The sequence below is a fragment of the Zhengella mangrovi genome (assembly GCF_002727065.1).
Taxonomy (GTDB): Bacteria; Pseudomonadota; Alphaproteobacteria; order Rhizobiales; family Rhizobiaceae; genus Zhengella; species Zhengella mangrovi.
Genome location: NZ_PDVP01000002.1, coordinates 407,368 through 421,358, shown reverse-complemented (window position 1 = coordinate 421,358; position 13,991 = coordinate 407,368). Strand labels below are relative to the sequence as shown.

Genomic DNA, 13,991 nt, shown 5'->3' with positions numbered 1-13,991 from the left:
GAAAGGACATTCCATGACCGACCGCAATTCTGCGCGGGCGAATGCTGCCGCGCGTGCTGATCCGTTCTTCGTCTACCGTCCACTGCTAGATCTCATCGGCAAATCCGAAGGGACGGACAGGGGCGACGGCTACAACGAAACGCTTGCCTACGGCGCCTTTACCGGCGGGAACGTGAACCTGGTCGGAATGACGCTTTCGCAGGTCGACGCGCTTCAGACGAAGATGCTCAGCCATCCGGACAATAAGTGGAAGTCGTCGGCTGTCGGCCGCTACCAGATCGTCAGGACGACGCTCCGCGCGATCCGCAAGACGCTGGGGCTGGGTGGGAACCTGTTGTTCGATCGAAAGATGCAGGACCGCATGGCCTGCTATCTCCTCGGCGTCCGCGGCGTCGACAAGTGGCTGGCTGGCCGGCTGAGCACTGAAACGCTGCTGGACAACCTGGCGTCGGAGTGGGCCAGCCTGCCGATGCCGAACGGCAAAGGGAAATACGGCGGCCAGCATGCTGCTGTTTCCGTGGCCGAGGTCGCCGCTGCACTTGACCAAGTTCGCAAGCGCCATCTTGGCCAAGCGCCAGCGCGGGAAGTAGTGCCGCCGGAAGTCGAGAAGGAGGTCAAGAAGAAAACCGGGTTCATGGGATGGCTGACGGGCGTCTTTGGCTTCGGCGGAACTGGCGCGGCGGTGATCGGTGGAATGGACTGGCAGACCGTGGCCGTGATCGCCGGAGCCGCTGTCGCGCTTTTGGTGATCATCGTGATTCTACGCAAGCAGATTGCAGGCGCGGTGCGCGAGATCGGCGATGCCGTGGAGGGCGGATAATGAAAAAGGTCAACGTCAATCGCGGCCTCTTGAGCTTTCATTGTCCGGGATGCGGATGGGATCACGATTTGAATATCAGTCCTGAACGCCCTCGTCCGCGTTGGGAATTCAATGGAGACCTTGAGAAGCCAACACTTAAGCCATCGATCAACGCAACGGTGGAATACCCAGCTCATCGCGGCGGACTCCAGCGGTGTCATTCCTTCGTAACGGACGGACGGATCCAGTTCCTGGCTGACTGCACGCACGATCTGGCCGGTTTCACGGTCGATCTTCCCCGCTGGACAAGTGGTTCGGAATGAGCGTCATCGATCTCATCCCGGGCGTCTCGACGCTCAAGCTCGTCGGCGTTGGCATCGGTGCGGCGGCCATTGGCGGCGCGGCCGTCATGGCTTGGGCCGTCTTCAGCTACGGGCCAGACCAATACACTGCCGGCGGACGTGAGAAGGCGGCCGAGCTCGACGCAGCAACCATCAACGCAGCAAAGGATCTCGCCAATGCAGCCGAAGCAAATCGCCTTGCTCGTCGCGTGTGCCTGGACACTGGCGGCGTGTTCGACTTCGCAGCAGGTCAGTGCCAGCGCTGACCGGCAGCGCGACACCGCTCGCCGCATTGTCGGCACTTCGCTGATCGGTGCACGCGGCGCAACCGCGGGCGACCAGGAGAAGATCGACGATACTGCCGCTGGCCTTTGTGGGGCAGGGGTCTGGACGCCCTCCGAGTGCAAGAGGCACGGGAGGCAGTGATGCACAACACGTTGGTCGCCGCGGCCGGGACGGTTGGCGTCTGGCTGATCGATCACCTTCAGCGTATGGGGCATTTGCCGTTCTGGCTGGCCCTGCTGGTTGCCGCGTTCCTGGCCTACAAGTCCGGCCGCGCCGTTCATCGGATCGTTATTCGCGGTGACCCCTGATGAAGCATGAAAATATCTGGCGCTGGACGCGCTTCGTTGTCGGGGTGCTCATGTTCGCGGCGCTCATGGCGATCCACGTCCTCGTGAAGGAGCTCCACATTGTCATCCTTTCCGCGCCATTCGGCCTGATGGGTTTCGACGCGCCGGACCTGCTGCGGCAGTTCACCGGGCAGGGGGGCAAGAAATGAGGCGGCGCTTGACCTACGGCTTCCTGACCTACCTCGCAGCAGCTGCAGCGATGACGGCGGTCGATGCTTGGCATGATTTCGCCGAAAAGCGGGAGCGCGCCCGCCAGGCTACGGCCATGATTTACGCGCCGGTGTCGCAGGTCCGTTGGCAGATTGAAACCGGACGATTGCTGATCGTGGTGGCCGTCTCTCGCAAGCTCGAGCCATGCTCGGTTCCGAGAGGTGCGCCTGTGACGCTCGTCGGCCGATGGTCCGAGGATCGCTCGACGCGGTTCAAGAGCTACCCGGCATTCACGCCGGACGGAGACATGGTGGAGGGAGCACCGCTTGTGTTGCGGGGCGAGGAGTTCTTGGTCGGTCCGTTCGTCATCGAGGACAAGCCGGAAACGCTGCGGAAGATCGAGTCTGTATCAGTGCGCTTCCCTTGCGAGTTTGCCAGCGGAATCACCCGGACGGCGACGATCGGACCGCTTTTGAAGCCTTGAGCCGAATCTGCCGGCGAGTTAGAAAACAAGCATCACGGCATCCATCGCCCCGGAGGCCGTGAAGGGCAGAGAATACCCCATATTCATTCCTCTTGTCCGCGAGCCCGCTGCCGAAAGGTAGCGGGCTTTTGCTGTTGATTTTGCTCTCACGACGCTGGTCATATTTGCGATTCGTACCGCCTTGTGCAAATACACGCTCCTCCACATCGAAAGGGACTGACGGCACAGGAGGGGGAAGCATGAATGATGATTATGCGAAACAGGATCAGGCAATTCTGGAGCGCAAGCCGCTCCCTGCAGAATTGGTCTTTGATCCCTTCAGAGAGCATTTTGTCTCTCAGAACCGTCGGAACGATTTTCTCAAAAGCCTCGAACAGCGCACCGCGGACGACTGGGAATAACTGCTGCGCAGCATCGCTGGCTTGATGGGAATCGATCCAACGGCTATCGAATTTGGCAATCACAGCCGCACCGCCCCCGGTAGGCTGTGACGGACCGGAGCAGCGCACACACAACGCTCCGGACCACCCGAGCCCGCTGCCGTAAGGCGGCGGGCTTTTTTCGTTCTCAGGCTGATTTACGCGAAAAAGCCGCCTACAGCGATGTAGGCGGCCAGCCAATCTCAAATAGAACGGGTTACTTCTCAGGCAAACCGCTTAGGCCTACCGGCCAGCGACTCTCTTGCCTCCCGATGCGTCTGCCTCGTGACGCGCTCGCAGTATGTTCTCTCTGAGGGAGTCATATCCCTTACAAGCGAGGAGTCGCAGTCCTTCGTCTCGCGTGAAACATTCGTGCGGGAAGCCGAAAAGCTCGCAACAATTGCTTGAAAAATCTGAACCATAATGTTCCTCCAAACGCGCGAGTGTGTCGTTTCCAAGGCGAATCTGCTTGTCTGTACCTTCGCGAGAGGCAATCGCGCTCATACCAATAACAGACCCACCTTTACGGTGGATGAACGACCTCAGATCAGCCATGGTTCCGCCCATGGTGATCACGTCATCCACTATGACATATGGGGTAGCACTGTCAATTTGCCCGTAAAAAGATGCTCTATGGGCCAGGCGAAACCAACCACCTTGGCGGTCACGGGAGACCGTTTTATCCTGGAAAACCCGCTCTTCAACAGGCCAGTCGAGTTCATGTCCGATCCAGTTGGCATAAGAAATGGCAAGCGCATTGTTGGTTTCGGCAATGTCAGCCGACGGGGCGATGACGATGGGTGTCTTTCCGCATCTTATTGCTAGGCCTCGAAGCGAATCCACCACCTCTTCTTTGGCGAGATCATCAATGATCCTCATGGCGGAATCCACGTCGCGTTCGCCTTTTGCCGCTTGGTACAGGGGATGATCCCAAAGGCCAGAATAATCTGACCCATCCGGCGATCTCCAAATTCCGTTCACAAATACATCCGGAAAATCTTCCGGCCACGGCATACGTGTCATATAGCGAATCTTCACAACAGCAATCACGCTTCGATATTAGATTCTTACCAATTTGTCATCTTTCGGCTATTTGAGGTTGAATATCGTCCCCGTGGCGACAGCAGCACCCCACAGTCCCTGGCACCGCACTTCGCGCATTTGAGCCGCAGGGCCAGCCGGCGCACCGTCAAGCCCGGCCCGTAGACGCCGGCGAGATCTCCAGCATCAAACCTTCTATTCCCCCGGCACGCGTTGCACCAAGCTATGACATCGATGCGCATGTCGGCCAGCTCGGCCAGCGTGTTCGTCTGTTCCATCCCGGCAGGATAGAGCCGGCCAGGGAGGGGTGGATAAGGATGCATTGCCCCGGTACATTTTCATGCAGTTTGTGGTGAACCTAGATTGGACCTGGCATGGATAATCTGTCTGACGATGGCTTTAAGAATATGATTTCGAAAGATGAATTCGGCCGCCGCGTCTATCGTGCCATGATCGCAAAGGGATGGCGCCAGTCGGAATTGGCTCGACAATCTAGGCTTACAAGAGACTCGATTTCTCAATACGTCCGTGGAAAATCTTTCCCGACGCGTTACAGCCTGGATTGCTTGGCTCGTGCACTTGAAGTCCCAGCACACGAACTGATTCCAGATCCGCAGCTGCCCGCCTCTGCTCAGGCTGATGGCACATTCGAGTATCGGTTGCTGCCGGACACAAACACGGCTTTTGTGAAATTGTCTATGAAACTGCCGGCGGCGTCCGCTTTAAAGATCGCGCAGATTGTCGCTGATGCGAACTGTAGAGAGAAACCGTGATTGTCCACTCCAACAGATCGATATTCAGGTGAGGGGAGCGTCGTCAGGACGCCAATGAAATCAATGGGCCATCCAAGGTCGGTGAGGGCTGTCATCTGTTTGAAATGATTGCCATCTGCCACGCCGGCAGGGGGCATCATGAGCCATCTGAAATGCACACTGCGGTGTTTTGAGTAGTCGATCGCGCTGCGGGATTGAGCTGGGCACACGCAAAAACCTCCGCGCCGAATAGTGATCAGTCTCGGAAACGTGAACAAACGAGAAGCGGTCAGAGAACAAACAGGAATTAATCAGCGCTGACCGGACAGGCTCGGATCTACAGAAGGGGTTTTTGCGGGTGTCCAGCTTGTGCTTTTTTTTTCTCCAGGAAACTTATACCGCCCCGTGTTGCATCCTTGGATAGTCGCTGCTCCGGCACCGTTGTCCGGCGCTGGAGCATATTTTGTCACTGGGTTCGAATCGCCACGCTAGTGGCTCCGACCACCTGCGAGCTAGTGTTGCGAAAATAGATATGCGCACGGTTGGATGCCGGGTTATCGTACACGCTACCGTTGCCTTGGGCCAGGACCACGAAATAGTATGTCTCACCAGCGATTGCTGTGAACGATGTACTTGCCTCGAATGCGGTTTGACAGACGCCGCTGGAGTTCGCGCGACAGATTGAAAGAGTAGCCGGCATGCCGGGATCAGTTCCCCCAATGGCCTGTCCTGTCACGCTGGCCGTTATTGTTTGCGTGGCACCTATGTTGACCGCGGCCACCGAGGCGGCTGCTTGGCCGGATGCGCCGGGGATCGAGATGTAGCCGGTGTTCCCGACCGTTGCTGCGATAGCCACCATGTCTGCAATTGGCGTCGAAGAAGCCGTGTATTGGAAAGTATTCACTCCGTAAATCGTAGAGGCTGGCAATGCGTTCGCACAGTCAAAGACAAGCGGAATGTTGCTCGACGCGGCCGCCGTGGGTGAAAGGGCGAAATAGAAGCCTTGGGATCCACCGGCCGCAATTCCCACAGGTGTATTGGCCTTACCGATAGGAGCATTCGCTGAATCCGTCGTCTGATAGAAAAAACTCGTCCCAGATATGGGCGTAGGCAACCCGATGCTGCAGCTACTAGCCGCGTTTTCAGAGCTGTTGACGATTGTGGCAAATGCGGTAACAGGCGTTCCGCTCTGCGTCGCGCGGGCAGTTGGCAGAACCGCCGCCAAAATAGATGCAGAGCGAAGTGCGCCACTATACCATGTGACGTTAAGGTTAAAGGTCCCAGTGGTGCTGCCATAGCCATCAACTGCAATATAATATGTTCCGGCAGTTAGCGGTCTTTCGATCAAAGACGCAAAATCAGTGCCGCCATCATCATTTATTCCAAGCGCAGCCAAGAAGCCAACAGATGGCCCGGAGAACAAACCTATATAAGTATCAAGTGAAGACCCATTCGTATCGATATGAACAATGCTGGTTTCTTGCAGGGTGAACGAATACCAAACAGTATTATTTGGCGCGCTAAGGCGCGGTTCGTTTGTTTCGCTGGTTGCAGCAACATTCGTCTGGCCAGTCACCGAAAATGGAAAATCGACTATAGGCATCGCACTGAAAAAATTGTCGTTCGATGGCGCAGGAATACAATTTCCGCCGCCAAGTGCATTGCAAGCAGCGAGCACGTCGATCCGCGGTTTGGTTGTACCGGCGGATGTGATTGGTACCCCCGTTGATTTTATTGCATCTTCAATTTCCCATATGGCCTTTGACGGGAAAATCGAGCGCAAGGCTGCGAACGCCCCGGCCACGTGCGGCGCGGCCATAGATGTGCCATTGTATTCTAAATAGCGCGAAGTATCGGTTTCTGATGAGCCATACGCAGAAGACCGTATATTGGATCCTGGAGCGACGACGTCAATCAAATCACCCCAGTTGGAAAAGCTGGACCGGGTGTTTGCTGTGTCGAGCGACGAGGCCACGGAGACGGCAGTCGAAATACATGCCGGTGAGTTGACCGCGTTGTCGAGGCCTTCGTTCCCCGCTGCGACCACTACAGCGGTACCTTCGGAAGCCAGGGTGGTAATAATGGGTTCAAGTAGATCCGTTTGGTCGCATGGCGCCGAATATGCGCCGCTACCTAGATTCAGAGTAATCGCGTCGATATTGTACGTCGAGCGTATAGAAAAGATATGGTCAATGCCCCGGACGATATCGGACCAAAAGGCCAAGACACAGGGATTGGCGGCGGGATCACAAGCGGGTGACGTGGCACCTGTATTGTCGAACTTGCTGAAAACGTTGATAGCAACGATGTTGGCCTCGTAGGCGACTCCATGCAGCGGTTCGCCTGTTTGGCGGTTGGTATTATTTCCGGCAGCTATGCCGGCAACATGGGTACCGTGGCCGCAGCCGGAAGCAAAACTTTCCGAACAGTCACTACCGGAATCCGTGGCTGTGGAAATTTCTACCCCACCAGGACAGCGAGAAGTCGCATTGCTTTCCGCAACGTTTGAATTATAGCACGCCTCGGAAACAACACGCGACGGGGTGATGAACTCATGGCTCTTCTTTACGCCCGTATCGATAATGGCCACTGCGCGCCCAGCGCCTGTGCCGCCGGCGATCCAGACCGTAGGCATGTTGATCTGTGTCGTGCTTTCGTCGAGCGTTGGCTGGAAAGTGATATCCGGGTAAATCCGTGTGACGCGTACATTTGCCGCGACACGGTCGATTTCGTCTGCCGTTAGGTTGATTACAAACAATTGACTGAAATCCATTCGCCTTACGCCATAGGCAATGGAAAGCGGTCCGCTGACTACCGCTTGCGATGATCCAAATGTCTCTAAGAGGACGAGATCCTGTAGGGCATGGTTGCGGGCGATATATTGCCTATCATCTTCCGGCGAGCCGGCACCGGCCGGGGCGCCGATAGAGGAGTTGTCATACTGGATGATGACTCGAAAACGACCACCTGGATTGTTTGTCATCATCCGGGCAAGCTCTGTCGGCTTGGCGATTTTGTCAAAGGTTTGTGCAGCCAGCGGCATGCTGACGCTTTGTTCAGCGATCACAGCGACTTCACTTAGGCAGATAATTGAAACCGCACACGCAAGTGATACAGCTCCATTCAACACAAAATATCTCATGAACAGCCGAACCCATCCCATGCAAAAGCCCTCCGTTATTGCGGAAAGTTGCTGAAGACTGCAGCGATTTGTCAACATTCATTTCTAGTGCGGCTGCCCTGTCATGACCTCTGAATGGCCTCGAGAGCTTCAAATTCCACTTGTAGAATGAACATTGTCTGGCGTCCAATTGCTTGGATACCGCCGCAACCGAATAGCTCCGCGCTACGATTTGAGACACCGCGTCCCTTGTGAGATCGTCGACTCGATACGCTTTGCTCACCGCGGTCTCCTTGCCTAAAAAGTAGAAAGAAGGTGTCTAAGTTGTCTAGGGGCTATGCAAATCGCCAATTTTTATGACAATGGGAAGCATGACATCGCTGCGAGTTGAAGTCGCTTCTAAATCGGTGAGCTGTGGGGATTATATGCATCTGAAATGTTATCAAGATTCGCGCCAGGTCATCTCGGCAAATGAACATTTAGAGTTATGTGATGCTCCGTGCCTTTTGTCGCTCTGCCTTCGTTCCCAGATCGCGTAGGCTTCAATTAGATCGAAGTATTCGCCGTTCAACCGCGGCTTCCCAAATTCAGCGGAACTTCCGTTCATGTCCACAATAGTTGCCATATGCAGAAATTTTGATACTAATATCTCGAAATGAAGAAGCCCTAAAAAAATAGAGAAATATAGGAATAAACCCAATGTCGATAAAGTATCGTGATGATATCGATGGTTTGCGCGCGCTAGCCGTGTCAAGTGTTATTATTTTTCATGTGGATCCATCTTGGTTGCCGGGCGGATTTATTGGTGTTGATATATTTTTTGTGATTTCAGGGTTTCTCATTACAAGAATTATGCTTTCGGAAATGGAGGCGGGGAGGTTTTCTTTTTCTGATTTCTATGCACGTCGCATCCGCCGAATCATCCCTATTTTAAGCGTCGTGATTCTTTTTACTTTGATATTGTTTCAGTTTATTTTCACGCCTAAAGATCTGTATGATCTTGGCTGGAGCGCACTCGCATCACAATTCTTTGTAGCAAATTTTTACTTTGCATTTTTTTCGGATACTTCATATTTTGCTGATAATGCTCATTCAGAGGCGCTAATTCATTTATGGTCGCTTGGTGTCGAAGAGCAATTTTACCTTCTTTGGCCGGTCTGTCTGTTTTTTCTGTATAAGCGCGTTAGTACTACGACCTTAATCGCCTTTGTATTTATGGCAACGGTGGCTTCTTTTGTTGGCGGAGATATGCTCTATGCTGTCGATCCAGACATTGCTTACTACATGCTGCCATCGAGAGTATGTCAATTCGGTTCTGGGATATTAGTAGCAATTGTTGTTTCAAAGGGGCTGTTGAATAAATTAATGAGTTCGCGCGCGGCTGGAAATGGACTGGTTCTATTGGGTATAGCTTTGATCCTCTGGTCATTCTGGTGGCTAACCTCAGCAACTCCGTACCCGGGCTGGAGAGCTGCTCCGCCGACAATCGGCGCGGCATTTATCATTCTTGGTGGCATCAGCAGACCTTTGGCGTCCCGCATTTTCACACTGGTGCCGGTGGTCTATCTGGGCCGTATTTCATATTCTGCATACCTATGGCACTGGCCGATAATTGTGCTATTCCTTTATCTAGAAGGCGCGATGTCACTTTTGGCAAAAACATTGGCCATTGTCATGACGCTCTGCTTGTCGGCAATCAGTTACTCGCTGATCGAGCAGCCATTTAGGCGCCGTCCGTATGGCTATTGGAAATCGCTAACTCGAATGTTCGGTGTCCCTTCAATTGCCGTAATGCTGCTTTGCGCTCCACTATTAATTACAAATGGATTGGGCGTATATGCATTGTCCGCCTCTTTCAAAGAGGCCGTTGACGGACTGTCAATTGGTATGAAGCCCAATTACCAGGCAAATTATGTTTGTCAAAAACCGCTTCTGACAGCCGCTGACCTTGATGATCCGCGTTGTATTACGGGCGACCAAAACGTTGAACCAACTGCAATGCTATGGGGTGACTCAAAAGCCGCGCAGTATGCGGGGCTCATCGGCGAAATTGGAAAGGCAATAGGGATTTCGATCCGAAACTTGGAGCACTCGGCCTGTCCGCCCGTCTTTTCAAACCCTGAACGATTTACCTCGGGACGCTATGCCCGAACATGCAAAGCGTCCGGTACAATAGCTATGCATAAAGTGCTGGAAGCTGAGCGCGTAGTTATCTCAGCATCCTGGCGCTCGTATTTATCTACAGGCGGCGATGCATTTGAAATAGCGCTGCGAGAGACATTAGATACACTTAAGCGGAGCGATATTAAGGTCGCTGTCCTGGGAGATGTGCCCCCGTTATTGAAATATGATCGAGAATGTTATGTCATTAGACTTAAGACGCCCCTCGCAAATTGTTCCGAGAGAGCGCGCGTAGCGGGGCGGCCGGACCGAGTTTACAATGATCGCATTAAAGCAATTGCAGAAAAGGCAGGAGCACTATACATAGATTTCAACGATTTGCTGTGTGATAATCAATATTGCCACGGAGAGCGCGGCGGGCGGCCGCTGTATTATGATGCTGGTCATTTGAGTATCAATGGTTCGGTTCTGGTAGGAAAAGAAGTGGTCGCTAATAAGGATAAGTATGCGAGTTTCCTACAGTGGCTTAAAGATTGACTTGGAGAAGAAATCATCGTCTTTTTTCTTGTCGTCGGCCTCAAACGAGAGCGTTTCCGGTGAATGCTCGGAGCCTCAACCTCGGATTGGTGAAGTTTCGAGTTTCTCGGCGGTCATCACTGTAACGGCTTAGGTGTGTCACTGGGATTATGCAGCGCAACCGGTACTTTGTCTCCGTTCGCCGAAATGGAGCGCTCCCAGATGCAGTCTCGGTGGGACGAGAGGTTCTAGACCATGATCAGCTTGACGGTTTGGTGTAGATACTGATTTCATGAGTGCTTCCGGGACGTTGTTGCCGATCGCGACATCTGACTATTGTTCATTGTGTTCTCTGTGTCACGCCTCCAAATTTTCCGCTGCAATCGCAAGGTTCGTGGATCATTGCATGGTCAAGCATTTTGTGTGCGGCAGTCCGTTGAACAAATTGTTGAAGGTGTTGTCTACGAATCCAAGCTGAGACAATCTTAGCGTGACGTCGCGCCTGGTAGGGCCACGGGTCCATGTCGCGGGAGATGAAGTTTGTGATCCGGTCGACGAGAAATATTTTCGGATTACCGATCTCGCTGCAGATCTGTTCCAGCTTCGCTGACTACACAATAACATCGGTGGGACTTTTGGTGGGACTTTTGTTCTTTGCGGTGGAACTCAGGTACGTTTGTTCCCTTGCGGTTCTCTTTTGGCTCTGGTAAAGACCGCCGCAAGTGATTGATTTTCAAGGCTCGGAGCGTAGCGCAGCCTGGTAGCGCATCTGGTTTGGGACCAGAGGGTCGCAGGTTCGAATCCTGCCGCTCCGACCATCCTTTCCCTGAAATCGGTCGAAAACCCGCCGCGCCGGGCCATGTTGCGGCACAAAGGGTATTTACCGGGCGAACACCTCCCGTATATAGCGTAGGCGGACATGGAAGCGCCGCCGCCCCGGTTGCAGAAGGGCCCGGACTTCCGGCAACGCCAAGATCGAAGAGTGCGGGGACACGACATGAGCGCGCGAATTTACAGCCCGGCCAAGACCGCCATGCAGTCGGGCAAGGGCAAGACCGGCCGCTGGCTGCTGGAATTCGAGCCGGAGGAACCGCGCAAGATCGACCCGCTGATGGGCTACACCACTTCGTCGGACATGAAGAGCCAGATCCGGCTTTTCTTTGACACGAAGGAAGAGGCGGTGGCCTATGCCGAGCGCAATGGCCTGGCCTATTCCGTGCAGGATCCGAAGCAGGCCAAGCGCCGCCAGATTTCCTATTCCGACAACTTCCGCTACGACCGGAAGACGCCCTGGACGCACTGAGCTTGACGCCAAGGCGTCAGCCGGCCCCTTAGCTCAGCTGGATAGAGCACCGGCCTTCTAAGCCGATGGTCGCAGGTTCGAATCCTGCAGGGGTCGCCATTTTTGATATTAATTCAATAAAATCAATGGCTTGAAAGGGTTTTTCCCGATTTGGGTTCAGTTGGAGGATTTTTGCCTCGATCCCTTCCTCTGCCTTGGCCGCCTGCGTAAGCTGGACCTGATCGATTTGATAGCTTGCGCCAGAAACAAGGGGCGATCGTGAGTTTTGGTTTCCTGAATGCCGACGAACCCAGGTTGTTCGAAGCGGATCTCTATATCGCGGCCATGGGCCGGTCCGGCAGCACCTGGCTTGCGAACCTTTTCACGGTTCCGCCGACCCATTGGCTGATGATCGAGCCCTGGTTCGCCAACGGTGTCTTTGCCAGGTTCATCCACGAGAAGGCAGCCGATTTCGGAATATCGGTGGACAAGGAATTCTGGATGATCCCGCGTCCGCAGTTGAACCACGACTCGGTTGTCGAGCGATACCGGAATTTCCTGGCACCCGAACTGGCAAAGCTGAGCAGGTGGGGTGCCAAGGAAGTGCGCGGCGATTTCCATCAGCCGACGATCGATACCATCAATCCGAAGCATATCATCATTCTTGTCCGCAACATGCGGGATGTGGTCCTGAGCTTGCTGGAGAAGTGGCACATGCAGGGACGCCCGGAGGAACGGGGCAAGGACTGGATCGAGGGTTATTGCATTGCCTCGGCCAACAGTCTCCTGGATGTGCACGCGAAATACGCCGTCGCTGGTTCGGACAAGTGCCGTGTCGTGAAATACGAGACCCTGCGTGACAGCTCATCCGGAGAACTCCGGTCTCTGGAAGAGTGGCTCGATTGGCCCATGTCCGGCGACCCGTTTTCCTACCTCGACAAGTTCGGACGCGGGTATGAGATCGAGCGCCATTCCGGCAACGGGGAATACGAGCGGGAAATCGATGAAGGTGAGTACCAGGCATTCGTCGCGCAGGTGGTAGAGAAGACATCCGCTTACCAGCGGACATTCGGATACTAGATCCGGGCGAAGCCTTGCGATGAAGCCTGTCGTTTTGATGCCGGACCGGATACCCCCGAGGCTCAGGTCCCGCATCATCGCCTGGCTGCGTTTCGTCGCGATCTTCTGCCTGGTCTTTGTCCCCGTCTATGTCGGCGGCGGCTGGCTGGCCGCGGCGTCGGGACGCGCGTTCGACCTCGTCCTGCCCGGCGAAACCGCCATCCCGCTCGTTCCCTGGATGGTCTGGCCTTACCTGTCGCTTTACCCGCTGTTCCTGCTGCCGCTCTTCCATCTCGGCCCGCGCGACATGGCGGTGCTGACCCGCCAGTCCGTGGCGGTGCTCGCGGTGGCGGCACTGGCTTTCGTGCTCCTGCCCGGCCGGCTGGCATATGCCGACAATCCTGTCGAAGGCCTGTCCGGCACGGTCATCGCGCTGATCCGCGCCGCCGACACGCCGCACAACACCGTGCCCTCGCTGCACGTGGCCTTTGCCTGGCTGATCCTTCTGGCCTGCCTGTCCCGCGCCGGGCCGCACCTTGCCTGGCTCTACCGCGCCTGGATGGCGCTGATGGCGGTCTCCGCGCTGCTGGTCCACCAGCACCACATTCTCGATATCGTCGCCGGGGGAGGGCTTGCGCTGGCCGCGCGCGGGCTCATGCCGATGCCGGCCGCCGCCGCCGCCGCCCGATGACCCAGCCGCCGGCAAGACCGATCAGCAGGCCGCCGGCCGCTCCGCCCGCACCGGTCCACATCACGCTCTTCTCGATGGCATTGAGCACCGGGTTGTCAAGGAAGTTTGTTCCCATGTGGATGGCCGCGATCTTCCAATCGTTGCCGTCCTTGATCGAGACCGCCGTCCAGCGTCCCTTCATGTCGAAACTGCGCCCGTCCGCCAGCTCGTAGCGCTCCAGCGTTGATCCCTTCGTCAGCGCGAACGTGCCGGTGTAGACGGTCGAATAGTCATCGGCCTCCGCGGAAAAACGGATTTCCTTCATGCGCAGGAAGTCGCGCGTGTAGAGGCCCTCGAAAAAGGATTTCACGTCGTTGAAATCGGTGAACGCATCCTGCGTGATGACGGTCGCCATGAAGGGGTCGTGCAGGATCGCCCGCGCGGTCGCGTAGTCGCGGTTGTTGACCACCGCCACCGCCTTCTCCTTGAGCGCCCGCAAGGCATCGTGGTCGTCGGGCGTACCGGTCGTCTGGGCCATGGCGAATGCCGGCCAGAGGGCCATGAAGGCTGTGATGGTGGCGCGGCGCAGCATTGGCGTAACTCC

Annotated in this window: 15 protein-coding genes and 2 tRNA genes; 14 read left to right on the top strand and 3 right to left on the bottom strand. The window is 55.4% G+C overall.

The genetic code is table 11. The features are described from left to right. Window positions 1–13 precede the first annotated feature (13 nt). The 7 genes from CSC94_RS05845 to CSC94_RS24530 all read left to right on the top strand — a co-directional run bounded on the left by CSC94_RS05845 (window position 14) and on the right by CSC94_RS24530 (window position 2,807). Complete coding sequence (locus CSC94_RS05845; RefSeq protein WP_099304774.1) at window positions 14–820, top strand: lysozyme family protein; 807 nt, start codon at window positions 14–16, stop codon at window positions 818–820. Further along, window positions 820–1,122, top strand: coding sequence for a ubiquitination-like system serine protease family protein (locus tag CSC94_RS05840; RefSeq protein WP_099304772.1), 303 nt, complete (start codon window positions 820–822; stop codon window positions 1,120–1,122). The genes CSC94_RS05845 and CSC94_RS05840 overlap by 1 nt, the downstream gene beginning before the upstream one ends. Further along, window positions 1,119–1,406 carry a hypothetical protein gene (locus CSC94_RS24155; protein ID WP_133122827.1) on the top strand — a complete coding sequence of 96 codons (288 nt, stop codon included), beginning with the start codon at window positions 1,119–1,121 and terminating at the stop codon, window positions 1,404–1,406. The genes CSC94_RS05840 and CSC94_RS24155 overlap by 4 nt, the downstream gene beginning before the upstream one ends. 159 nt (window positions 1,407–1,565) lie before the next feature. Continuing rightward, on the top strand, window positions 1,566–1,733 hold the full coding sequence (locus tag CSC94_RS24535) for a hypothetical protein (RefSeq protein ID WP_165784337.1): 168 nt from the start codon (window positions 1,566–1,568) through the stop codon (window positions 1,731–1,733). Further along, window positions 1,733–1,921, top strand: coding sequence for a hypothetical protein (locus CSC94_RS05830; protein WP_099304770.1), 189 nt, complete (start codon window positions 1,733–1,735; stop codon window positions 1,919–1,921). The genes CSC94_RS24535 and CSC94_RS05830 overlap by 1 nt, the downstream gene beginning before the upstream one ends. Before the next feature lie 8 nt (window positions 1,922–1,929). Further along, on the top strand, window positions 1,930–2,406 hold the full coding sequence (locus CSC94_RS05825) for a hypothetical protein (protein WP_133122826.1): 477 nt from the start codon (window positions 1,930–1,932) through the stop codon (window positions 2,404–2,406). A 239-nt stretch (window positions 2,407–2,645) separates the two neighbouring features. Beyond that, the gene (locus CSC94_RS24530; RefSeq protein WP_165784336.1) at window positions 2,646–2,807 is read left to right on the top strand and encodes a hypothetical protein; all 162 of its coding nucleotides are present in this window, start codon (window positions 2,646–2,648) and stop codon (window positions 2,805–2,807) included. 261 nt (window positions 2,808–3,068) lie between these two features. Here CSC94_RS24530 and CSC94_RS24150 read toward each other — a convergent pair whose 3' ends face one another. Continuing rightward, window positions 3,069–3,848 (bottom strand): type I phosphoribosyltransferase, encoded by a 780-nt coding sequence (locus CSC94_RS24150; RefSeq protein ID WP_133122825.1) that lies wholly within the window; start codon window positions 3,846–3,848, stop codon window positions 3,069–3,071. Between the two features lie 392 nt (window positions 3,849–4,240). Between CSC94_RS24150 and CSC94_RS05820 the strand changes: the two genes are divergently transcribed. Continuing rightward, entirely contained in the window at window positions 4,241–4,639 is a 399-nt protein-coding gene (locus tag CSC94_RS05820) for a helix-turn-helix domain-containing protein (protein WP_099304768.1), read from the top strand. A 445-nt stretch (window positions 4,640–5,084) separates the two neighbouring features. Here the strand turns inward: CSC94_RS05820 and CSC94_RS05815 are convergent, their stop codons facing one another. Then, the gene (locus CSC94_RS05815) at window positions 5,085–7,781 is read right to left on the bottom strand and encodes a S8 family serine peptidase (RefSeq protein ID WP_165784335.1); all 2,697 of its coding nucleotides are present in this window, start codon (window positions 7,779–7,781) and stop codon (window positions 5,085–5,087) included. A 657-nt stretch (window positions 7,782–8,438) separates the two neighbouring features. Between CSC94_RS05815 and CSC94_RS05810 the strand changes: the two genes are divergently transcribed. The 6 genes from CSC94_RS05810 (at window position 8,439) to CSC94_RS05780 (ending at window position 13,408) form a co-directional block, all read left to right on the top strand. After that, entirely contained in the window at window positions 8,439–10,397 is a 1,959-nt protein-coding gene (locus CSC94_RS05810; RefSeq protein WP_099304766.1) for an acyltransferase family protein, read from the top strand. 720 nt (window positions 10,398–11,117) lie between these two features. Continuing rightward, window positions 11,118–11,194 (top strand) — tRNA-Pro (locus CSC94_RS05800). Between the two features lie 179 nt (window positions 11,195–11,373). Further along, the gene (locus CSC94_RS05795; RefSeq protein WP_099304762.1) at window positions 11,374–11,679 is read left to right on the top strand and encodes an ETC complex I subunit; all 306 of its coding nucleotides are present in this window, start codon (window positions 11,374–11,376) and stop codon (window positions 11,677–11,679) included. A gap of 22 nt (window positions 11,680–11,701) precedes the next feature. Continuing rightward, a tRNA-Arg gene (locus CSC94_RS05790) sits at window positions 11,702–11,778 on the top strand. A 159-nt stretch (window positions 11,779–11,937) separates the two neighbouring features. Beyond that, the gene (locus CSC94_RS05785) at window positions 11,938–12,738 is read left to right on the top strand and encodes a sulfotransferase (RefSeq protein WP_133122824.1); all 801 of its coding nucleotides are present in this window, start codon (window positions 11,938–11,940) and stop codon (window positions 12,736–12,738) included. A gap of 19 nt (window positions 12,739–12,757) precedes the next feature. Next, entirely contained in the window at window positions 12,758–13,408 is a 651-nt protein-coding gene (locus tag CSC94_RS05780) for a phosphatase PAP2 family protein (RefSeq protein WP_099304758.1), read from the top strand. Here CSC94_RS05780 and CSC94_RS05775 read toward each other — a convergent pair. Then, entirely contained in the window at window positions 13,371–13,979 is a 609-nt protein-coding gene (locus tag CSC94_RS05775) for a Cif family virulence factor (protein ID WP_099304756.1), read from the bottom strand. The genes CSC94_RS05780 and CSC94_RS05775 overlap by 38 nt on opposite strands. Window positions 13,980–13,991: the final 12 nt, after the last annotated feature.

Coding starts and splice junctions, on each gene's coding strand:
- CSC94_RS05775 (WP_099304756.1), bottom strand. CDS start 13,979: ATGCTGCGCCGCGCCACCATCACAGCCTTCATGGCCCTCTGGCCGGCA.
- CSC94_RS05810 (WP_099304766.1), top strand. CDS start 8,439: ATGTCGATAAAGTATCGTGATGATATCGATGGTTTGCGCGCGCTAGCC.
- CSC94_RS24155 (WP_133122827.1), top strand. CDS start 1,119: ATGAGCGTCATCGATCTCATCCCGGGCGTCTCGACGCTCAAGCTCGTC.
- CSC94_RS24530 (WP_165784336.1), top strand. CDS start 2,646: ATGAATGATGATTATGCGAAACAGGATCAGGCAATTCTGGAGCGCAAG.
- CSC94_RS05845 (WP_099304774.1), top strand. CDS start 14: ATGACCGACCGCAATTCTGCGCGGGCGAATGCTGCCGCGCGTGCTGAT.
- CSC94_RS05780 (WP_099304758.1), top strand. CDS start 12,758: ATGAAGCCTGTCGTTTTGATGCCGGACCGGATACCCCCGAGGCTCAGG.
- CSC94_RS05820 (WP_099304768.1), top strand. CDS start 4,241: ATGGATAATCTGTCTGACGATGGCTTTAAGAATATGATTTCGAAAGAT.
- CSC94_RS05830 (WP_099304770.1), top strand. CDS start 1,733: ATGAAGCATGAAAATATCTGGCGCTGGACGCGCTTCGTTGTCGGGGTG.
- CSC94_RS24535 (WP_165784337.1), top strand. CDS start 1,566: ATGCACAACACGTTGGTCGCCGCGGCCGGGACGGTTGGCGTCTGGCTG.
- CSC94_RS24150 (WP_133122825.1), bottom strand. CDS start 3,848: ATGACACGTATGCCGTGGCCGGAAGATTTTCCGGATGTATTTGTGAAC.
- CSC94_RS05840 (WP_099304772.1), top strand. CDS start 820: ATGAAAAAGGTCAACGTCAATCGCGGCCTCTTGAGCTTTCATTGTCCG.
- CSC94_RS05815 (WP_165784335.1), bottom strand. CDS start 7,781: ATGGGATGGGTTCGGCTGTTCATGAGATATTTTGTGTTGAATGGAGCT.
- CSC94_RS05795 (WP_099304762.1), top strand. CDS start 11,374: ATGAGCGCGCGAATTTACAGCCCGGCCAAGACCGCCATGCAGTCGGGC.